Raw genomic sequence first — 18716 nt, forward strand, 5'->3', positions numbered from 1 at the left:
GGCCTACAAAACCCGTAGGCCCGGTAAGCGTAGCGCCACCGGGCAAAGGACCGCACAATATTATCGCCCGGTAAGCGCAGCCGCCACCGGGCTTTTTTTACAGCAGCGGCGGGATCGTCGGCACCTGCGGCGCCTCATCAATATCCTTCTGCGTCATGCGGAACGCTTCCGGGTAATGCTCGCGGCTGGTACGGCGCAGCGGTTCGGTATCGCGCCAGGTATACAGACAGTGCTGACACTGGTATACCGTCCAGACACCTTTCACCGGTGATGTTGCCATCACTTCAATATGTTCATCGGCACAACGTGGACAAATCATTTTTTCCTCCTTATTGACGTGCCGCCAGCATCGCGGTCAGTTTTTCGGCCCAGGCTTTGGTTTCAGGGAGATCCTGTACCGGCTGGCTGTAGTGACCACGGTTGTCCGGGGCAACAGGGGTGGTGGCATCAATGATCAGCTTGTCAGTGATCCCCGCCGGGCTGGAGCCAGGGTCAAGCTCGAGCACAGACATATTCGGTAGCTGCACCAGATCGCCTGCCGGATTGACCTTCGATGACAGCGCCCACATCACCTGCGGCAGGTTAAACGGATCGACATCTTCATCCACCATAATCACCATCTTCACGTAACCCAGACCGTGTGGCGTGGTCATGGCGCGGAGCCCGACCGCACGGGCAAAACCGCCGTAACGCTTTTTAGTGGAGATAATCGCCAGCAGACCGTGGGTGTACATGGCGTTTACCGCCTGCACTTCCGGGAATTCAGCCTTCAGCTGCTGATAGAGCGGTACGCAGGTGGCGGGCCCCATCAGATAATCAATCTCGGTCCACGGCATGCCCAGGTAGAGAGATTCGAAAATCGGTTTAGTGCGGTAAGAAACTTTGTCGATACGCACAACCGTCATGTTGCGCCCGCCGGAGTAGTGACCGGTAAACTCACCGAAGGGCCCTTCAATTTCACGTTTCCGGCCTTCAATCACCCCTTCCAGGATCACTTCCGACCCCCACGGCACATCGAAACCGGTCAGCGGAGCCGTCGCAATCGGATACGGGCTTTCACGTAGCGCACCGGCCATCTCATACTCGGATTGATCGTATTTCAGCGGCGTGGCGCCCATCAGAGTGATGATCGGATCGTTACCCAGCGTAATGGCAATTGGCAGGTCTTCGCCGCGCTCTTCTGCCTTATGCAGATGCAACGCAATATCGTGCATCGGCACCGGTTGCAGGCCGAGCTTACGCTTGCCCTTCACTTCCATACGATAGATCCCGACGTTCTGCTTGCCGAAGTGATCGGGGTCGAGCGGATCGCGGGAGACAACGCATGCTTTATCGAGATAAAAGCCCCCGTCACCGTCGTTCAGGCGGAACAGCGGCAGAATGTCGAACAGGTTAATGTCTTCCCCGTCCACCGTGTTCTGCGCCCAGGCCGGGTTTGCACGACGCTCTGGCGCGACGGGAAATTTGTCCCAGCGACGAATAAACTCGTCGATCTGTTTTTTCACCGGGGTATTCGCCGGCAGCCCCATCGAAATAGCGTGGTTTTGCCACGAGCCGATAGTGTTCATCACCACACGGGCATCGGTGAAACCGCGAATATTATCGAACCACAGCGCAGGCGCGCCATCGCCAATGCGCCCGGTAGCGTTGGCGGCCGCCGCTAAATCCGGCTCAGCGTTTACCTCTTCCTCAATTTTCAGCAGCTGCCCTTGCTCATCGAGCGCCTGCAAGAAGCTTCTCAAATCATCAAATGCCATCTTTATTCTCCTGTGAAAAATGTTTCGCTGCCTGCAAACCTTCCCAGCGCCGGGCTTTTTTATGCTCCAGACCAAACTGGTCGAGAACGCGGGTCACGATATGCTGGGTAATGTCATCGGCGGTTTGCGGGTGGTTGTAGTACGCAGGCATAGGCGGCACCATCGCCACGCCCATGCGGGAAAGGGCAAGCATGTTCTCGAGATGGATGGTGCTGAGCGGCGTCTCACGGGGAACCAGCACCAGCTTGCGTCCCTCTTTCAGCACCACGTCTGCCGCACGCCCTACCAGCCCTTCGGCGTAGCCCGCGCGGATACCCGCAAGCGTTTTCATGCTGCACGGGATGACGATCATGCCGTCGGTGCGAAACGAGCCGGAGGAGATGGTGGCAGCCTGATCGGCCGGGCTATGGACGACATCCGCCAGGGCAGCAACGTCATGCGCAGTGAAGGGCGTTTCCAGCTCAATCGTGGTTTTTGCCCACTTCGACATCACCAGATGCGTTTCCACCTCCGGTATTTCCCGCAGCGCCTGCAACAACGCCACGCCTAATGGCGCACCCGTTGCGCCCGTCATTCCCACAATCAATCTCATTCAGCACCTCAATTAGTTTGTTCGTATACGAACATATTAATTAAACTACGCCTTGATCCTGCTGCTGACAAGATCGTTCGTATACGATCACACTAATCGCTAAAAAACTCTCGCGTTAAAATTCAGCCCGAGAGCGGCTATCATAGAGGGAGTATTTTTCCGTCGGAGTGTCCATGGAGTTAAGACAAGAAGCTTTCCACCTGCTACGTCAGCTTTTTCAACAGCATACAGCCCAGTGGCAGCACGCATTGCCGGAACTGACCAAGCCACAATATGCGGTGATGCGGTCAATTGCTGAAAATCCTGGCATTGAGCAGGTTGCCCTGACTGAAGTCGCGGTGAGCACCAAAGCGACGCTGGCAGAAATGCTGAGCCGCATGGAAGCACGCGGCCTGGTCAGGCGCGAGCACGATCCGGCGGACAAGCGCCGTCGGTTTGTCTTTCTGACGGCCGAAGGTGAGGCCCTGCTTGAGAGCAGTAAACCGATTGGAAATGAGGTGGATGAGGCGTTTTTAGGGCGCCTTAACGGCGCGGAACGAGAGCAATTTTCAGCGCTCATTAAAAAGATGATGCAGGATTAAGTAACCCTGACGCGCATAAAATCAATAAATGTTCGCACTTTCGCGGGCACATGCCGGGCATCAGGATAAACGGCATAGATGCCCTGCTGAGCGAACGTGTACGCCGGTAACAGCGAGACCAGTTCCCCTGCATCCAGTGCGTTTCGCACCAGCCACTCCGGCAGCAGCGCCACTCCACATCCCGCGAGGGCAAAAGCCATCAGCGTCTGGGCGCTGTCTGCATACAGGCGCGGCGCTCTCTTGATCTCAAAGGAAACCGACTGCCCATCAACGCCTCTCACCTGCCAGCGCAGCGGAGAGGTTAAACGCTCGTGAATGATCCAGTCCGCTTCCGCCAGCTGCTCCAGCGAGTTAACCGGATGGTTTGCCAGCCAGCCTGGCGTTGCCACGGGAAGGATGGTGAAGGAGGTCATCAACGCGGCGTGGTAGCGCGAATCTGCAAGCGTGCCGAGCCGGATAGCGACATCGAAGCGCTCGGCGATAAGATCGGCATGCAAAGAGGACGAGACATGCCGCACGCGGAGATCCGGGTGCAGCTGGCTAAATTCAGCCAGCAAAGGCACCACCACCTGCGAGCCATATTCGGGCGTGGTGGTGATCCGCAGTTCTCCCGTCAGCCCGGCGTGGTTGGCGCGAACATCATCCTGCAATCGCTCTGCATCCCGTAACAGCATCACGCTTCGTTGATGAAAGAGCTTCCCCGCCTCGGTCAGCGTCAGGCGTCGGGTGGTTCGCAGCAACAGGGTGACGCCCAGCTCCTCTTCAAGCTGACGAATATGAAAGCTGACCACCGCTTTTGTCAGCCCCATCGCCTCCGCTGCGGCGGTGAAACTGCCGGTGTCCGCTACGGCGATAAACATCGCCGTACGCTGTAAATTAAGCATCGCTTGCCTGGTTAACTGTCAAAATAATGTTGACAGTATATCGTGCTTTGTCGCGTTTATCCGTAACGCGCGGGCCGATACGATACGCCACCTCACCGGAGGAACTTCCATGACGTATCGCAGCAAAATCGCCGTCGTCTTTCTGCTCGGCTTTTTCCTTGATTTGATAAACATGTTTATTGCCAGTATCGCCTTTCCGGCGATGGCTCGTGCTTTCAATACCACACCTTCCGCGCTTGCCTGGGTAAGTAACGGATACATTGCCGGGCTGACGCTAGTCATCCCTTTCAGCAGTATCCTGACGCGCCGCGTCGGGCCGAAGCGCGTTATCCTGCTCTCACTGCTTCTCTTTAGCGCGGCCTCCGTTGCGGCGGGTCTCTCATCTTCGCTGGAAAGTCTGATTGCCTGGCGAGTCGTACAGGGCGCCGGAGGGGGTTTACTGATCCCGGTTGGTCAGGCGCTGACCTGGCAACAGTTTAAGCCTCATGAGCGGGCCAGACTCTCCTCGGCGGTGATGCTGGTCGCACTGCTTGCCCCCGCGTGCTCACCGGCTGTGGGCGGTATGCTGGTTCAGACATTCAGCTGGCGCTGGATATTTTTTGCCACCCTGCCCGTCGCCATTGTCACCTTTGCTTTGGCCTGCGCGTGGCTTAAAACAGAACCGTCGCCGATAAACACCACCAGGACAGTAAACCTGTCTTTGCTGACGGAACCGCTGTTGCGCTTATCCATGCTTATCTATGTGTGCGTACCCGGCATTTTTATCGGCGTGAACGTAACGGGCATGTATTACCTCCAGAGCGAGGCCAATATGACACCCGCCGCAACGGGCATGCTTATGCTGCCGTGGTCTGTGGCTTCGTTTGTGGCTATCACCGCGACAGGACGCTATTTCAACCGTATCGGCCCCCGGCCGCTGGTGGTCATCGGTTGCCTGTTGCAGGCGACGGGCATTCTGCTTTTAGTTAACGTCGGCCCGGCAATGCTGCTACCTGCCGTTGCGTTTGCGCTGATGGGCGCGGGGGGAAGCCTTTGCAGCAGTACGGCTCAGAGCAGCGCGTTTTTGACGATGCGACCGGAAGATATGCCCGATGCCAGCGCGCTATGGAATCTGAATCGTCAGTTGAGCTTTTTTGCGGGCGCTCTGCTGCTGGCGCAGGCGCTGAGCTTCATGCAGGATTATGTCGCGCCGCTGGCCGCCTGGCACGGGATGTTTGTTTTTGCCGCAGTCATCACCCTACTGCCCGTACTGTACGTCTACCGTCTTAACAACACGCAGTTACTTGCGCAACTGCAACAGGAGCAACCATGACCCATTTCGAACAAGAGATCCTCGACATTCACGTCGCCCTTGAAAACTGGTTAGGTGCAGGCGAAGGCGATCGGGACGCCCTGCTCGCCCGTTTCCGTCCGGATTTTCTGATGGTTCCACCGAGTGGCAACCCTTTAGATCATCACGCGCTTGCCCAATTTTTATATGCGCAGCGGGGAACCCGACCGGGGCTCAGGATCGACATTGATGCGTTAACAACGCTTCAGACATGGGACAACGGCGCAGTGCTCCATTACCGGGAGACGCAAACCCGGCCAGGCCAGCCCGTCAACGTGCGCTGGTCAACCGCAGTGCTTAATCAGGAAGGGGATAACATCACCTGGCGTTTGCTGCACGAAACGGCGCAGCCGTAAGGCATAAAAAAGGCCCGTCTCACGACGGGCCTTTTCTGACGAATGGTTGCTTACTCGCGGAACAGCGCTTCGATATTCAGACCTTGCCCTTGCAGGATTTCACGCAGGCGACGTAGTCCTTCAACCTGAATCTGACGAACACGTTCACGGGTCAGGCCAATCTCACGACCGACGTCTTCCAGTGTCGCAGCTTCATACCCCAGTAAACCGAAACGACGTGCCAGCACTTCACGCTGTTTGGCGTTCAGTTCGAACAGCCATTTGACGATGCTCTGTTTCATGTCATCGTCCTGCGTGGTGTCTTCCGGGCCGTTGTCTTTTTCATCGGCCAGGATGTCCAGCAGCGCTTTTTCGGAGTCGCCACCCAGCGGGGTGTCAACCGAGGTAATGCGCTCGTTGAGACGCAGCATACGGCTTACGTCATCAACCGGTTTGTCGAGTTGCTCTGCAATCTCTTCCGCACTTGGCTCGTGGTCCAGTTTATGGGACAACTCGCGCGCGGTACGCAGATAAACATTCAACTCTTTGACGATGTGGATCGGCAGTCGAATCGTACGGGTCTGGTTCATAATAGCCCGTTCGATGGTCTGACGAATCCACCAGGTCGCGTAGGTTGAGAAACGGAACCCGCGTTCCGGGTCAAACTTCTCAACTGCGCGGATGAGACCTAAGTTGCCCTCTTCAATCAGATCCAGCAGAGCCAGACCACGATTGCCGTAACGGCGGGCAATTTTCACGACCAGTCGCAGGTTACTTTCGATCATGCGACGACGCGAGGCAACATCACCACGCAAAGCACGACGTGCGAAATAGACTTCTTCTTCGGCCGTTAGCAGTGGGGAGTAACCAATCTCCCCAAGGTAAAGCTGAGTCGCGTCCAGCACACGCTGTGTGGCACCCTGCGATAACAGCTCTTCTTCAGCCAAATCGTTATCACTGGGTTCCTCTTCTACTAAGGCTTTTTCGTCAAAAGCCTCTGCTCCGTTCTCATCAAATTCCGCGTCTTCATTTAAATCATGAACTTTCAGCGTATTCTGACTCATAAGGTGGCTCCTACCCGTGATCCCTGGACGAGACACCCTGGCTGGCATGTCCCATCAATTTATCGCTGCGGTAAATATTGCAGCGGGTTTACGGATTTCCCCTTGTAACGAATTTCAAAATGCAAGCGTGTAGAACTGGTTCCGGTGCTACCCATGGTAGCGATTTTTTGCCCCGCCTTAACTTCTTGTTGTTCCCGGACCAGCATAGTGTCGTTATGGGCGTAGGCACTCAGGTAATCATCATTATGTTTGATGATAATAAGATTACCGTAACCGCGCAGTGCGTTACCGGCATAGACAACGCGCCCGTCTGCGGTCGCGATGATTGCCTGTCCTTTACTGCCTGCGATATCGATCCCTTTGTTGCCCCCCTCAGAGGTAGCAAAGTTCTCGATAATCTTGCCGTCAGTTGGCCAGCGCCAGGTGGTGATTGACGAGCTGGCATTCTGACTGCTTGCAGTCGGTACAGTAGAGCTAACCACAGGTGCCGTAGTCGGTGCTGTGACAACAGTCGCAGTACCTTTATTATTCGGCAACATTTTGTTAGCACTCTGATCACCTGAATCCTCAGAATACGTAATTACAGGTTGTGAAGCAACCACCGTGGTGGATTTTTGTGCAGGCTTAACGCTGTTATTTTGAGCCGTCACATCGGCCGCTGAAACCGTGTTGCCAGGCGTCAGTGGGGTACCCGTTGCATTGCCAACCTGAAGCGTTTGCCCGACTTCCAGACCATACGGGGCCTGGACGTTGTTTCGCTGTGCCAGATCGCGGAAATCGTTCCCGGTGATCCAGGCAATATAGAACAGCGTATCGCCGCGCTTCACGGTATAGGTGCTGCCGCCGGTATAGCTACCTTTCGGAATGTTCCCATACTTACGGTTATACACTATGCGGCCATTTTCGGTCTGAACAGGCTGATCCACTGGCTGAATCTGCGAAGGCTGCGTAACTGGACGCTGGACCGGCTGGATCTGCGGAGTTTGCTGCGCCGTGGACGTGCCCATTTTAGGCGGAGGGGTAATCAACATTCCGCTGGACGTGTTACCCGAGCCGCTGGTTCCATTGACGGAACTGACGGGCGCAGGTGCATTGTCAGAACTTGTACAGCCTGCCAGCCAGAGCGAAACCAGTGATAATGCCGCAACACGGCTGATGGTGAATTTTGGGCTTCCCGCGCTCATTTATCCCCCAGGAATGTGTTAACTACCAGTGACTTAAAAATAACCGTGATGGCACGAACCTATCGCGCCACACCATACGCTGAATTTGCCTCAATAACCCTGGAAAAATCCGAGTCTCAGGCCAGCTCGCCCTTAACCAGGGGCACAAAGCGCACGGCTTCCACGGTATCGATAATAAACTCGCCGCCGCGTCGACGAACGCGCTTTAAAAGCTGCTGCTCATCGCCGACGGGCAAAACTAGAATGCCGCCCTCGTCCAGCTGCGAGAGAAGTGCAGCGGGAATTTCAGGTGGCGCTGCCGTGACTATTATGGCGTCAAACGGGGCGCGAGCCTGCCAACCCTGCCATCCATCGCCGTGGCGTGTCGATACATTATGTAAATCAAGCTGTTTCAGACGACGGCGCGCCTGCCACTGCAAGCCTTTAATCCGTTCCACGGAACAAACATGGTGCACAAGGTGGGCCAGGATCGCGGTCTGATACCCTGAACCGGTGCCAATTTCCAGCACCCGGGAGTCTGGCGTTAACTCCAGAAGCTCCGTCATACGCGCCACCATGTAAGGCTGCGAAATCGTCTGGCCTTGCCCAATGGGCAGCGCCACGTTTTCCCACGCTTTGTGTTCAAACGCCTCATCTACAAACTTCTCACGGGGAACCTGGGCAAGCGCATCCAGCACCTGCTCGTTGGCGATCCCCTGTGCGCGTAATTGTTCCAGAAGAGTTTGTACACGTTTACTTACCATTGCGCGTTCACTCCGACCCGATCTAACCAGTCCGACACCACATCATGCGCGCTATAAGCGGTTAAATCTACGTGCAACGGCGTAACGGAAACGTAACCCTCATCCACCGCAGCGAAGTCGGTGTCTGGCCCGGCATCGCATTTATCTCCCGGCGGGCCGATCCAGTACAGGGTATTGCCGCGCGGATCCTGCTGGGGAATAACCTGATCGGCCGGATGGCGACTGCCGCAGCGCGTCACGCGGATCCCTCTAATCTCGTCCAGCGGGAGATCCGGCACGTTAATATTGAGGATACGTCCGGTACGCAGCGGCTCGCGGCCAAGCGCACGGAGAATGGAGCAGGTCACCGCGGCGGCAGTGTCATAGTGGGTGTGGCCGTTTAACGAGACCGCCAGCGCCGGGAAACCCAGGTGACGCCCCTCCATCGCCGCGGCCACGGTGCCGGAGTAAATCACATCATCGCCAAGATTCGGCCCGGCATTGATGCCGGAGACCACAACATCCGGCCGCGGGCGCATCAGCGCATTTACGCCCAGAAACACGCAGTCGGTCGGCGTCCCCATCTGGACGGCAATATCGCCATTCTCAAAGGTAAAGGTGCGAAGTGAAGACTCCAGCGTCAATGAGTTAGACGCGCCACTGCGGTTACGATCGGGAGCCACGACCTGCACATCCGCAAATTCGCGGAGGTGTTTCGCCAGCGTCTGAATACCTGGCGCATGGATCCCGTCATCGTTACTCAGCAATATTCGCATAATCACCCGACGTGTTGATAAGTTCCCTGACAACACTGGTGGCAAAGCTACCTGCCGGCAGCCAGAAGCGTAACTCGACGGTTACGTCATCCCACCAGTTCCAGCTCAGCTGTTGCGGGTAGAGGAGCATCGCACGGCGCGCCGCCTCGACTTTTTCCCGCACCAGCAATGATTGTAATTCTGGCGCATCCGCCACCGCTGACAGCTCAGCGGCCAGCGCCTCGCCCTGAGTTCCCCAGTCGCCTGAGCCCGGCAAGGCGGCGGTAATCATCAACGCTTTAGCGTCCACGCGCGACTGGGCATCGGCCATCTCATCGGCCGTTGCCACAAACCAGCTTCCGCGTCCCGCTAATTGTAGCGCATCGCCGACAACAACTTGATTCGCGTCCGGTTTTTTCAGCCGTTCGCTCACAATCTGATTAAACAACGCACTGCGGGCTGCCGACAACCAAAAACTGCGTTTATTCCTGTCGCGCACCGGCGCGCTGCTTTGCGCCCAGCGCAGCGCGCCCAGCAGGTTGCTGCCACCAATGCCAAAGCGCTGTGCGCCAAAATAGTTTGGCACGCCGCGTTCGGTAATGGCCTTCAGGCGTTTTTCAACGTCATCGCGGTCGGTCACTTCACGCAGCACCAGCGTGAAATCGTTGCCTTTCAACGCTCCCGGACGCAATTTGCGTTTGTGGCGGGCATACTCCAGTACCTTACAGCCCTCAAGCTCAAATTTGCTTAAATCGGGCATGGCATTGCCGGGCACGCGGGCGCAAAGCCACTGTTCGGTCACGGCATGCTTATCCTTTTGACCGGCAAAGCTCACTTCGCGGGCGTGAATTTTGAGGAATTTTGCCAGCGCGTCCGCCACGAAGCGGGTGTTGCAGCCGTTTTTCAGAATGCGCACCAGGATGTGCTCGCCTTCGCCGTCCGGCTCAAAACCCAGATCTTCCACCACCACGAAATCTTCAGGGTTGGCTTTCAGCAGACCCTTGCCCTGCGGTTTACCGTGCAGATACGTCAGGTTGTCGAAATCCGTCATTTGACCGCCTTCACCAGCAGCGCCACGGCTTCACAGGCAATGCCTTCGCCACGACCGGTAAAGCCCAGCTTCTCCGTGGTGGTCGCTTTGACGTTGACGTCGTCCATATGGCAGCCCAGATCTTCAGCGATAAACACGCGCATCTGAGGGATGTGCGGCAGCATCTTCGGTGCCTGAGCAATGATCGTCACATCAACGTTGCCGAGGGTGTAGCCTTTGGCCTGAATACGACGCCAGGCTTCGCGCAGCAGTTCGCGGCTGTCTGCGCCTTTAAAAGCAGGATCGGTGTCCGGGAACAGTTTGCCAATGTCGCCCAGCGCGGCGGCACCCAGCAGCGCGTCGGTCAGCGCATGCAGCGCCACGTCGCCATCAGAATGCGCCAGCAAACCTTTTTCGTATGGAATGCGCACGCCGCCAATGATAATTGGGCCAACGCCGCCAAAGGCGTGTACATCAAAACCGTGTCCAATACGCATTATGCCTTCTCCTGAGGGGTCGTACGGGTAAGATAAAATTCCGCGAGCTGTAAGTCTTCCGGGCGCGTCACTTTTATATTATCAGCGCGCCCTTCAACAAGCGTTGGGTGGAAACCGCAATACTCCAGCGCCGAGGCTTCGTCCGTAATGGTCGCACCTTCTTTAAGCGCACGCGTTAAGCAGTCGTGGAGTAATTCGCGGGGAAAAAATTGTGGCGTCAGCGCGTGCCATAAATCCACGCGCTCGACGGTGTGGGCAATCGCCGGTTTACCCGGTTCGGCACGCTTCATGGTGTCACGCACCGGGGCGGCCAGAATGCCGCCCACGTTACTGGTTTCACTCAGGGCCAGCAGACGTGACAGATCGTCGTGATGCAGACAGGGACGCGCGGCATCGTGCACCAGAACCCACTGCGCGTTCCCGGCAGCCTGAATGCCCGCCAGAACAGAGTCGGCCCGCTCGGCGCCGCCGTCAACAACGGTAATCTGAGGATGATTTGCCAGCGGGAGCTGCGCAAAACGCGCATCGCCGGGGCTGATGGCAATAACCACGCGTTTCACCCGGGCATGCGCCAGCAGCGCTGCCACGGCGTGCTCGAGGATCGTTTTATCACCAATTGAGAGGTACTGCTTGGGACACTCTGTCTGCATGCGCCGGCCAAAACCTGCGGCCGGCACCACGGCACAGACGTCCGAAAAAGTTGCTGCCATGTCGTAATCCTGGGCCTGATTATCGATTGTTTTGTGCGGAGCCCTGATTGCGTTTAGACGCATCCGGAACCAGGCGATAAAACGTTTCGCCCGGCTTAGTCATACTGAGTTCATTGCGTGCGCGTTCCTCAATCGCCTCCTGGCCGCCATTGAGGTCATCAATTTCAGCAAAAAGTTGATCGTTACGCGCTTTAAGTTTGGCGTTTGTAGCCTGCTGTGCCGCGACGTCATCGCTCACCCGGCTGTAGTCGTGCAGTCCGTTTTTGCCGAACCACAGCGAATATTGCAGCCAGACCAGCAAAGCCAGCAACAGCAGCGTTAGTTTACCCATCCTGCCCCCTGAAAAAACGGCATCATCATCCCATAACTTTCCGCTGGACTCTACTGCGGGGTTTTAATTATGCCGTAAGTTAGCCCATCAGCCATAAAAACAGCAGGCCAAAGATGACCACAACGGTGGCGATAGTGATGAGCGTACTATACAGGAGCTTGCCGTTGAAAAGGGAGTGCAGCGCCACGCCCACAACCACCGCAACGGGCATCAGCGCCAGAAAGAAAGGCCAGGTATAGAGGAAGAAAAAGAGGGTGTTACCACCGTAGATCAAAAACGGGATACCCAGCGCCAGTAGCCACGATACGAAGCCGACTATCGCCCCAGGGAAGGACCAGGTCGTCTCGTCGTCGGTCGTTAACGGTTCCGACCCGGTGGTAATCATGTAGTTTTCACTGTTGCGCATAGCTAATCCTGTGACCGTGACTCATCGCTCGGGAAGACAGCTCCCGAACGATACCGTCTCAGGATCTGATAATATCGTCCCGTCTGAGCAGGTCTAATAATTGGCTTACTAAATTTGTTACCAATTGTTGGCCTTCCAGATGAATCTCAGGGGATTCAGGCGCTTCGTAAACCGAGTCAATGCCGGTGAAGTTTCGCAGCTCTCCCGCGCGGGCTTTTTTGTACAGCCCTTTTGGATCGCGCGCTTCGCAGATTGCCAGCGGGGTATCCACAAACACTTCAATAAAGCGATTCTGCCCAACGCGCTCACGCACCATCTGACGTTCGGCGCGGTGCGGTGAGATAAACGCCGTTAGCACCACCAGCCCGGCATCCGCCATCAGGCTGGCGACTTCCCCTACCCGACGAATGTTCTCTTTACGGTCTTCATCGCTGAACCCTAAATCGCTGCACAGGCCGTGACGCACGTTGTCGCCGTCCAGCAGGTAGGTGCTCACCCCCTGCTGATGCAGCGCCTCTTCCAGTGCGCCTGCCACCGTGGATTTACCGGAGCCAGACAGCCCGGTAAACCACAGCACAACCCCACGGTGACCGTGGAGCTGTTCGCGCTGGGCGACGGTGACCGGATGAGGATGCCAGACGACGTTCTCATCATGGGCGGCCATCACTTGCCTCCCAGCAGATCGCGTGCGCCCCAGTGCGGGAAGTGCTTACGCACCAGCGCGTTCAGTTCCAGCTCGAAGGCGCTGAACTCAGACGTCACGCTCGCCTGTGCGTCAGGCTCGCGGACCATGCCGGCACCGACGGTGACGTTGGTCAGGCGGTCAATGAAGATCAGCCCGCCCGTCACCGGATTCTGCTGATACGGATCCAGCACCAGCGGCTCGTCGAAGGTCATATCCACCAGACCGATGCCGTTCAGCGGCAGCTCGCTCACGTCACGGTGGGTCAGGTTGTTGATGTCCACCTGGAACTGAATGCCGTCCACGCGGGCGCGGGTTTTCTTGCCGGCGATTTTAATGTCATAGCTCTGGCCTGCGGTCAGCGGCTGTTCGGCCATCCACACTACATCCACGGATGCGCCCTGCACCGCCGCCAGCGTTTCCTGCGCGTCGACCAGCAGGTCGCCGCGGCTGATATCAATTTCGTCTTTCAGTACCAGGGTTACCGCTTCACCTGCCCCGGCTTCGTCCAGTTCGCCATCAAAGGTGACGATACGGGCGATGGTCGATTCCACGCCGGATGGCAGCACCTTGACGCGCTGACCCACCTTCACGGAGCCTGAAGCGAGAGTACCGGAGAAGCCGCGGAAATCGAGGTTCGGACGGTTCACGTACTGCACCGGGAAGCGCATCGGCTGGGTATCGACCACGCGCTGAATTTCAACGGTTTCCAGCACTTCCAGCAGCGTCGGGCCGCTGTACCACGGCATGTTCGCGCTCTGAGAGGCGACGTTATCCCCTTCCAGCGCCGACAGCGGCACAAAGCGAATATCGAGGTTGCCCGGCAGCTGTTCAGCAAAGGTCAGGTAGCTCTGGCGGATCTCGTCGAAACGCGCTTCGCTGTAGTCCACCAGATCCATTTTGTTCACCGCCACCACCAGATGCTTGATCCCCAGCAGCGTAGAGATAAAGCTGTGACGACGAGTCTGATCCAGCACACCTTTACGGGCGTCGATCAGCAGGATCGCCAGGTCACAGGTGGACGCGCCGGTCGCCATGTTACGGGTGTACTGCTCGTGCCCCGGGGTATCGGCGATAATAAATTTGCGCTTTTCGGTAGAGAAGTAGCGATAGGCGACATCAATGGTAATGCCCTGCTCGCGCTCCGCCTGCAAGCCGTCCACCAGCAGCGCCAGGTCGAGTTTTTCGCCCTGGGTGCCGTGGCGTTTGCTGTCATTGTGCAGGGAAGAGAGCTGATCTTCGTAGATCTGGCGCGTGTCGTGCAGCAGACGACCAATCAGGGTACTTTTCCCGTCATCCACGCTGCCGCAGGTCAGGAAACGCAGCAGGCTTTTGTACTGTTGGGCGTGCAGATAAGCTTCTACGCCGCCTTCATCGGCAATTTGTTGGGCAATAGTCGTATTCATGGCGGCTCCTTAGAAATAACCCTGACGTTTCTTCAGCTCCATGGAGCCTGCCTGGTCGCGGTCAATCACGCGGCCCTGTCGCTCACTGGTGGTCGACACCAGCATCTCCTCGATGATCTCGGGCAGCGTCTGCGCACTGGATTCCACCGCGCCGGTCAACGGCCAGCAGCCGAGAGTACGGAAACGGACCATCTGTTTTTTGATCACTTCGCCCGGCTGTAAATCAATGCGATCGTCGTCGATCATCATCAGCATGCCGTCGCGCTCCAGCACCGGGCGCTCGGCCGCCAGATACAGCGGAACGATCTCAATATTTTCCAGGTAGATGTACTGCCAGATATCCAGCTCGGTCCAGTTGGAGAGCGGGAAAACGCGAATGCTTTCGCCCTTGTTGATCTGGCCGTTGTAGTTGTGCCACAGCTCCGGACGCTGGTTTTTCGGGTCCCAGCGGTGGAAGCGGTCGCGGAAAGAGTAGATACGCTCTTTGGCGCGGGATTTCTCTTCGTCACGTCGCGCGCCGCCGAAGGCCGCATCAAAACCGTATTTATTCAGCGCCTGCTTCAGCCCTTCGGTTTTCATGATGTCGGTATGCTTGGCGCTGCCGTGCACGAACGGGTTGATGCCCATCGCCACCCCTTCCGGGTTTTTGTGCACCAGCAGCTCGCAGCCGTAGGCTTTGGCGGTACGGTCACGAAACTCGTACATCTCGCGGAATTTCCAGCCGGTATCCACGTGTAACAGCGGGAACGGCAGCGTACCCGGATAAAACGCTTTACGCGCCAGGTGCAGCATGACGCTGGAATCTTTACCGATGGAGTACATCATCACCGGGTTAGAAAACTCGGCGGCCACTTCGCGGATAATGTGGATACTTTCCGCTTCGAGCTGCCGCAAGTGAGTAAGTCGTTTTTGGTCCATAACCGTTCCTTAAGCCAAATTTATAACAGAAGCGCCAAAGCCTTCTGTGTCGGTTGTATGTTGGAACCAGGCGAGCGTGCTGTGCAGCTGCACCACTTCTCCCACCACGATCAGGGCGGGCATTGGGGCGTCTTTCGCCAGGGTTGCAAGGTCTTGTAAGGTGCCGATGGCGACATGCTGATCGACGCGTGTCCCGCGGGAGATCACCGCTACCGGCGTCGTCGCATCGCGACCGTGCTGAATAAGCTGTTCGCTGATGTCAGCCGCTTTCATCGTGCCCATATAAATCGCCAGCGTTTGTCGGCTCTGGGCGAGATGCGACCAGTCAAACGGCGTGCTGTCGGCTTTATAGTGCCCGGTCACAAAGGTCACGCTCTGGGCGTAATCGCGATGGGTCAGCGGAATACCGGCGTAGGCCGTGACGGCAGACGCCGCCGTAATGCCGGGAACCACCTGGAACGGGACGCCCGCTTCAGCTGCCGCCTGCAACTCCTCGCCACCACGACCGAAGATAAACGGGTCGCCCCCTTTCAGGCGCACCACGGTCTTGCCCGCTTTCGCGGCGGCAATCAGCATCTGGTTGGTGTCGTGCTGGGGCACGGAGTGCTCGCCGGCACGTTTGCCGACGCAAATTTGCTCCGCGTCACGGCGGATCAGCTCGCGAATACCGTCGGTGACCAGGTGGTCATAGAACACGACATCCGCATCCTGAAGAACCTGGAGGCCACGCAGCGTGAGCAGCCCGGCATCGCCCGGCCCGGCGCCCACCAGAATGATCTCCCCACCCGTACTGCCGGGGTTATCCAGTTCGTCTTCGAGAATTTGTTGCGCTGCCGTCTCGTTACCGGTCTGCATCAGGCTGGCAAAGCGGCCGCGAAACACACGCTCCCAGAAGCGACGGCGTTCCGTCACGCTGGTCAGACGCGTTTTCAAATGGTTGCGCCAGTAGCTGGCCTTCTCCGCCATGCGTCCGAGGCTGGTCGGCAGCAGCGCTTCGATTTTTTCTCTCAGCACGCGCGCCAGCACCGGGGCGGTGCCGCCGGAGGAGATCGCTACCAGCAGCGGCGAGCGGTCGACAATCGACGGGAAGATAAATGAACATAACGGCTGGTCGTCTACCACGTTCACCAGACGGTGACGGGCCTGAGCTGCGTCGGAAATGCGGCGGTTGAGCGCCCGATCTTCGGTTGCCGCAATCACCAGCACCACGCTGTCGATCTGAGACTCTTCAAAATCCGCCTCTGCAACGATCTGCACCTGCGCCCCGGCGCGTTGCAGGAAGGCGATTTTGCGATCGGCAATTTCACCCGTCCCGACAACCAGTACCGGTCGGTCTTTTAAGGCAGCAAAAAGGGGGAGATAGTCCACAGGCAACAACTCACTAACAACCACGAATAAAGGGACTATAGGGGGCGGCTTAGATCGAATGAAATTACGAATTGGAATGAGTAGTTACTCAATGGAATAACGCCGTGGAAAAGCAAATATCAAAAAGTGCTTAACACGCGAAATTTCGGGCATTTAGGAGCAATTCAAATTGTGTCTACCCGATCACAGTTTCATACTATGCGGGTTAAAATTTTGCTCTGTTTTTAAGGACTCACTATGTTTTCCGCAATGCGCCACCGATTCGTTGCCCTGGCGCTCGGCGTTTGCTTTATCCTTCCGGCTCAGGCAAAAAATCAATCTTACGGTGAAATAGCCAGTATGCAGGCGCGGCATATTGCGACGGTCTTTCCGGGCCGTATGACCGGAACCCCAGCCGAGATGCTCTCGGCAGACTATATCCGTCAGCAATTTGCGGATATGGGCTATGAGAGCGACATTCGCGCTTTCCATAGCCGCTACATCTATACCACACGCAATAAAACGCAGAACTGGCATAACGTAACCGGCAGCACGGTCATTGCGGCGCACGAAGGAAAGGCGGCTGAGCAGATTATTATTATGGCGCACCTTGATACCTACACGCCGTTGAGCGACGCCGATGTCGATAATAACCTCGGCGGGCTGACGCTTCAGGGACTGGATGACAATGCGGCGGGTCTGGGCGTGATGCTTGAGCTGGCCGAACGCCTGAAGAATATTCCGACGAAATACAGCATTCGCTTTGTTGCGACCAGCGGCGAAGAAGAAGGAAAACTCGGAGCTGAGAATCTCCTTAAGCGCATGAGCGCTGAGGAGAAGAAAAATACGTTGCTGGTGATTAACCTCGATAATCTGATCGTGGGGGATAAGCTCTATTTTAACAGCGGACAGAGCACGCCGAGCAGCGTACGTAAACTCACCCGCGACCGTGCGCTGGCGCTTGCCCGCATGCATGGCGTCTATGCCGCGACAAATCCGGGCGGTAACCCGCAGTATCCTAAAGGCACAGGCTGCTGTAATGACGGTGAAGTGTTTGATAAGGCGGGCATTCCGGTGCTTTACGTCGAGGCGACGAACTGGGCGCTGGGCAAAAAAGATGGCTATCAGCAGCGCAGCAAATCGAAAGCCTTTCCGGACGGGACCAGCTGGCATGATGTGCGGCTGGATAATCAGCAGCACATTGATAAAGCGCTGCCGCAGCGGATTGAGCACCGCAGCCGGGATGTCGTGAAAGTGATGCTGCCGCTGGTGAAGGAGCTGGCGAAAGCGGGGAAAGCCTGATGTCGTTAAGCCCGGTGGCGGCTACGCCTTACCGGGCCTACGTTTTGTGCCGTTGTAGGCCCGGTAAGCGCAGCGCCACCGGGCGAAAAAACATTACCCTTCGTGCAGCCCGCACTCGCGCTTCAGCCCAAAGAATCGCGTCTCTTCTTCCGCCATTCCCGGTTCCCATTTACGCGTGGTGTGGGTGTCGCCTACCGACAGGTAGCCTTGATCCCACAGCGGATGGTACTTCAGCCCGTGCTTTTGCAGATACTGGTACACCGTGCGGTTATCCCAGTCGATGATCGGCAGCACTTTGAACACGCCGCGCTGCACCGCCAGCACCGGCAGCGTTGCCCGGCTCCCGGACTGCTCGCGGCGCAGGCCCGCGAACCAGGTCTGAGCGTTCAGCTCTTTCAGCGCCCGGTTCATCGGCTCGACCTTGTTGATCTCATTGTATTTCTCAATGCCCTCAACGCCCTGTTCCCACAGCTTGCCGTAGCGCGCCTCCTGCCAGGCCGCGCTTTCCGTCGCGCGGTAAACTTTGAGGTTCAGCTTGAGCTTGTCCGTCAGCTCGTCAATAAACTGGTAGGTCTCCGGGAACAGATAGCCGGTATCGGTGAGGATCACCGGAATGTCCGGGCGGATCCGATTCACCAGGTGCAGGCTGACCGCCGCCTGGATGCCAAAGCTTGACGACAGCACATAGTCACCCGGCAGGTTTTCCAGCGCCCACGCCACGCGCCCTTCGGCGTCGAGTTTTTCCAGCTGGGCGTTGGTTTCTGCCAGGGCCAGAATGCGTTCGACTTTTGGCAGGTCATTAAGGGCGTTTAGATCGAGTACGGACATAAGAACCTCGTTTGCCTGTTTTGCCGGGCGGCACTGCGTTTGCCCGGCCTACAAA

At 57.1% G+C, this 18716-nt stretch carries 23 protein-coding genes; 5 read left to right on the top strand and 18 right to left on the bottom strand.

What is annotated here, in order from left to right; genetic code table 11:
• Positions 1-97 precede the first annotated feature (97 nt).
• From ACOTYH_RS10370 to ACOTYH_RS10380, 3 genes are read right to left on the bottom strand one after another with little or no spacing between them, the layout of a single operon-like run.
• Positions 98-319: a non-oxidative hydroxyarylic acid decarboxylases subunit D gene (locus ACOTYH_RS10370; RefSeq protein ID WP_003862116.1), complete on the bottom strand. Its 222-nt coding sequence runs from the start codon at positions 317-319 to the stop codon at positions 98-100.
• A gap of 10 nt (positions 320-329) precedes the next feature.
• On the bottom strand, positions 330-1757 hold the full coding sequence (locus tag ACOTYH_RS10375; RefSeq protein WP_015571702.1) for a non-oxidative hydroxyarylic acid decarboxylases subunit C: 1428 nt from the start codon (positions 1755-1757) through the stop codon (positions 330-332).
• Positions 1747-2349: a non-oxidative hydroxyarylic acid decarboxylases subunit B gene (locus tag ACOTYH_RS10380; protein WP_058689531.1), complete on the bottom strand. Its 603-nt coding sequence runs from the start codon at positions 2347-2349 to the stop codon at positions 1747-1749. Before ACOTYH_RS10380 ends, ACOTYH_RS10375 begins: the two co-directional genes overlap by 11 nt.
• Positions 2350-2522: 173 nt before the next feature.
• On the opposite strand from ACOTYH_RS10380, the gene ACOTYH_RS10385 reads away from it, so the two are divergent.
• Positions 2523-2930 carry a MarR family winged helix-turn-helix transcriptional regulator gene (locus ACOTYH_RS10385; RefSeq protein WP_015571704.1) on the top strand — a complete coding sequence of 136 codons (408 nt, stop codon included), beginning with the start codon at positions 2523-2525 and terminating at the stop codon, positions 2928-2930.
• Here the strand turns inward: ACOTYH_RS10385 and ACOTYH_RS10390 are convergent.
• Entirely contained in the window at positions 2927-3814 is an 888-nt protein-coding gene (locus tag ACOTYH_RS10390) for a LysR family transcriptional regulator (protein WP_048973208.1), read from the bottom strand. The genes ACOTYH_RS10385 and ACOTYH_RS10390 overlap by 4 nt on opposite strands.
• A 109-nt stretch (positions 3815-3923) precedes the next feature.
• On the opposite strand from ACOTYH_RS10390, the gene ACOTYH_RS10395 reads away from it, so the two are divergent.
• On the top strand, positions 3924-5126 hold the full coding sequence (locus ACOTYH_RS10395; protein ID WP_058689532.1) for an MFS transporter: 1203 nt from the start codon (positions 3924-3926) through the stop codon (positions 5124-5126).
• Positions 5123-5500, top strand: coding sequence for a DUF4440 domain-containing protein (locus ACOTYH_RS10400; RefSeq protein ID WP_015571707.1), 378 nt, complete (start codon positions 5123-5125; stop codon positions 5498-5500). Before ACOTYH_RS10395 ends, ACOTYH_RS10400 begins: the two co-directional genes overlap by 4 nt.
• Positions 5501-5550: 50 nt before the next feature.
• Here the strand turns inward: ACOTYH_RS10400 and rpoS are convergent, their stop codons facing one another.
• Complete coding sequence (gene rpoS / locus ACOTYH_RS10405; RefSeq protein ID WP_013098493.1) at positions 5551-6543, bottom strand: RNA polymerase sigma factor RpoS; 993 nt, start codon at positions 6541-6543, stop codon at positions 5551-5553.
• A gap of 59 nt (positions 6544-6602) precedes the next feature.
• Positions 6603-7676: a murein hydrolase activator NlpD gene (gene nlpD / locus ACOTYH_RS10410; RefSeq protein WP_223230139.1), complete on the bottom strand. Its 1074-nt coding sequence runs from the start codon at positions 7674-7676 to the stop codon at positions 6603-6605.
• Here nlpD and ACOTYH_RS10415 point away from each other — a divergent pair.
• Complete coding sequence (locus ACOTYH_RS10415) at positions 7609-7749, top strand: peptidase (protein ID WP_223230135.1); 141 nt, start codon at positions 7609-7611, stop codon at positions 7747-7749. The two genes, nlpD and ACOTYH_RS10415, sit on opposite strands and share 68 nt — an antisense overlap.
• Before the next feature lie 94 nt (positions 7750-7843).
• Here the strand turns inward: ACOTYH_RS10415 and ACOTYH_RS10420 are convergent, their stop codons facing one another.
• The 11 genes from ACOTYH_RS10420 to cysG form a co-directional block, all read right to left on the bottom strand.
• A complete protein-coding gene (locus ACOTYH_RS10420; RefSeq protein WP_015571709.1) occupies positions 7844-8470 on the bottom strand; it encodes a protein-L-isoaspartate(D-aspartate) O-methyltransferase in 627 nt (208 codons plus the stop codon).
• Positions 8464-9225 (bottom strand): 5'/3'-nucleotidase SurE, encoded by a 762-nt coding sequence (gene surE, locus ACOTYH_RS10425; RefSeq protein ID WP_032619144.1) that lies wholly within the window; start codon positions 9223-9225, stop codon positions 8464-8466. Before surE ends, ACOTYH_RS10420 begins: the two co-directional genes overlap by 7 nt.
• The gene (truD, locus tag ACOTYH_RS10430; protein WP_368749616.1) at positions 9206-10255 is read right to left on the bottom strand and encodes a tRNA pseudouridine(13) synthase TruD; all 1050 of its coding nucleotides are present in this window, start codon (positions 10253-10255) and stop codon (positions 9206-9208) included. Before truD ends, surE begins: the two co-directional genes overlap by 20 nt.
• On the bottom strand, positions 10252-10731 hold the full coding sequence (gene ispF, locus ACOTYH_RS10435) for a 2-C-methyl-D-erythritol 2,4-cyclodiphosphate synthase (protein ID WP_015571711.1): 480 nt from the start codon (positions 10729-10731) through the stop codon (positions 10252-10254). Before ispF ends, truD begins: the two co-directional genes overlap by 4 nt.
• Complete coding sequence (gene ispD, locus ACOTYH_RS10440) at positions 10731-11441, bottom strand: 2-C-methyl-D-erythritol 4-phosphate cytidylyltransferase (protein ID WP_017692759.1); 711 nt, start codon at positions 11439-11441, stop codon at positions 10731-10733. The genes ispF and ispD overlap by 1 nt, the downstream gene beginning before the upstream one ends.
• Positions 11442-11460: 19 nt before the next feature.
• Positions 11461-11772 carry a cell division protein FtsB gene (gene ftsB, locus ACOTYH_RS10445; RefSeq protein WP_003862095.1) on the bottom strand — a complete coding sequence of 104 codons (312 nt, stop codon included), beginning with the start codon at positions 11770-11772 and terminating at the stop codon, positions 11461-11463.
• Positions 11773-11851: 79 nt separating this feature from the next.
• The gene (locus tag ACOTYH_RS10450) at positions 11852-12178 is read right to left on the bottom strand and encodes a DUF3561 family protein (RefSeq protein WP_006811767.1); all 327 of its coding nucleotides are present in this window, start codon (positions 12176-12178) and stop codon (positions 11852-11854) included.
• Between the two features lie 58 nt (positions 12179-12236).
• On the bottom strand, positions 12237-12842 hold the full coding sequence (gene cysC / locus ACOTYH_RS10455) for an adenylyl-sulfate kinase (RefSeq protein WP_015571713.1): 606 nt from the start codon (positions 12840-12842) through the stop codon (positions 12237-12239).
• Positions 12842-14266, bottom strand: coding sequence for a sulfate adenylyltransferase subunit CysN (gene cysN, locus ACOTYH_RS10460; RefSeq protein WP_421637729.1), 1425 nt, complete (start codon positions 14264-14266; stop codon positions 12842-12844). Before cysN ends, cysC begins: the two co-directional genes overlap by 1 nt.
• A 9-nt stretch (positions 14267-14275) precedes the next feature.
• Positions 14276-15184, bottom strand: a complete 909-nt coding sequence (gene cysD / locus ACOTYH_RS10465) for a sulfate adenylyltransferase subunit CysD (RefSeq protein ID WP_006811770.1) — start codon at positions 15182-15184, stop codon at positions 14276-14278.
• 9 nt (positions 15185-15193) lie between these two features.
• Complete coding sequence (gene cysG / locus ACOTYH_RS10470) at positions 15194-16552, bottom strand: siroheme synthase CysG (RefSeq protein WP_323618179.1); 1359 nt, start codon at positions 16550-16552, stop codon at positions 15194-15196.
• 237 nt (positions 16553-16789) lie between these two features.
• On the opposite strand from cysG, the gene ACOTYH_RS10475 reads away from it, so the two are divergent.
• Positions 16790-17833, top strand: coding sequence for an aminopeptidase (locus ACOTYH_RS10475; protein WP_058689536.1), 1044 nt, complete (start codon positions 16790-16792; stop codon positions 17831-17833).
• Positions 17834-17926: 93 nt separating this feature from the next.
• Here ACOTYH_RS10475 and cysH read toward each other — a convergent pair whose 3' ends face one another.
• Positions 17927-18661 carry a phosphoadenosine phosphosulfate reductase gene (cysH, locus tag ACOTYH_RS10480; protein WP_017382820.1) on the bottom strand — a complete coding sequence of 245 codons (735 nt, stop codon included), beginning with the start codon at positions 18659-18661 and terminating at the stop codon, positions 17927-17929.
• Positions 18662-18716: the final 55 nt, after the last annotated feature.

Origin of the sequence: Enterobacter cloacae complex sp. SHL001 (assembly GCF_049236825.1) — a bacterium.
GTDB classification, from domain to species: domain Bacteria; phylum Pseudomonadota; class Gammaproteobacteria; order Enterobacterales; family Enterobacteriaceae; genus Enterobacter; species Enterobacter hormaechei_C.

What these genes read in the sequence shown, in the direction of transcription:
- ACOTYH_RS10475 (WP_058689536.1), top strand. Translation starts at nt 16,790, where the DNA reads ATGTTTTCCGCAATGCGCCACCGATTCGTTGCCCTGGCGCTCGGCGTT.
- cysC (WP_015571713.1), bottom strand. Translation starts at nt 12,842, where the DNA reads ATGGCCGCCCATGATGAGAACGTCGTCTGGCATCCTCATCCGGTCACC.
- cysD (WP_006811770.1), bottom strand. Translation starts at nt 15,184, where the DNA reads ATGGACCAAAAACGACTTACTCACTTGCGGCAGCTCGAAGCGGAAAGT.
- cysH (WP_017382820.1), bottom strand. Translation starts at nt 18,661, where the DNA reads ATGTCCGTACTCGATCTAAACGCCCTTAATGACCTGCCAAAAGTCGAA.
- ACOTYH_RS10420 (WP_015571709.1), bottom strand. Translation starts at nt 8,470, where the DNA reads ATGGTAAGTAAACGTGTACAAACTCTTCTGGAACAATTACGCGCACAG.
- ACOTYH_RS10395 (WP_058689532.1), top strand. Translation starts at nt 3,924, where the DNA reads ATGACGTATCGCAGCAAAATCGCCGTCGTCTTTCTGCTCGGCTTTTTC.
- ACOTYH_RS10370 (WP_003862116.1), bottom strand. Translation starts at nt 319, where the DNA reads ATGATTTGTCCACGTTGTGCCGATGAACATATTGAAGTGATGGCAACA.
- ACOTYH_RS10400 (WP_015571707.1), top strand. Translation starts at nt 5,123, where the DNA reads ATGACCCATTTCGAACAAGAGATCCTCGACATTCACGTCGCCCTTGAA.
- ACOTYH_RS10380 (WP_058689531.1), bottom strand. Translation starts at nt 2,349, where the DNA reads ATGAGATTGATTGTGGGAATGACGGGCGCAACGGGTGCGCCATTAGGC.
- ftsB (WP_003862095.1), bottom strand. Translation starts at nt 11,772, where the DNA reads ATGGGTAAACTAACGCTGCTGTTGCTGGCTTTGCTGGTCTGGCTGCAA.
- surE (WP_032619144.1), bottom strand. Translation starts at nt 9,225, where the DNA reads ATGCGAATATTGCTGAGTAACGATGACGGGATCCATGCGCCAGGTATT.
- ispD (WP_017692759.1), bottom strand. Translation starts at nt 11,441, where the DNA reads ATGGCAGCAACTTTTTCGGACGTCTGTGCCGTGGTGCCGGCCGCAGGT.
- ACOTYH_RS10385 (WP_015571704.1), top strand. Translation starts at nt 2,523, where the DNA reads ATGGAGTTAAGACAAGAAGCTTTCCACCTGCTACGTCAGCTTTTTCAA.
- ACOTYH_RS10450 (WP_006811767.1), bottom strand. Translation starts at nt 12,178, where the DNA reads ATGCGCAACAGTGAAAACTACATGATTACCACCGGGTCGGAACCGTTA.
- cysN (WP_421637729.1), bottom strand. Translation starts at nt 14,266, where the DNA reads ATGAATACGACTATTGCCCAACAAATTGCCGATGAAGGCGGCGTAGAA.
- ispF (WP_015571711.1), bottom strand. Translation starts at nt 10,731, where the DNA reads ATGCGTATTGGACACGGTTTTGATGTACACGCCTTTGGCGGCGTTGGC.
- truD (WP_368749616.1), bottom strand. Translation starts at nt 10,255, where the DNA reads ATGACGGATTTCGACAACCTGACGTATCTGCACGGTAAACCGCAGGGC.
- ACOTYH_RS10375 (WP_015571702.1), bottom strand. Translation starts at nt 1,757, where the DNA reads ATGGCATTTGATGATTTGAGAAGCTTCTTGCAGGCGCTCGATGAGCAA.
- rpoS (WP_013098493.1), bottom strand. Translation starts at nt 6,543, where the DNA reads ATGAGTCAGAATACGCTGAAAGTTCATGATTTAAATGAAGACGCGGAA.
- ACOTYH_RS10390 (WP_048973208.1), bottom strand. Translation starts at nt 3,814, where the DNA reads ATGCTTAATTTACAGCGTACGGCGATGTTTATCGCCGTAGCGGACACC.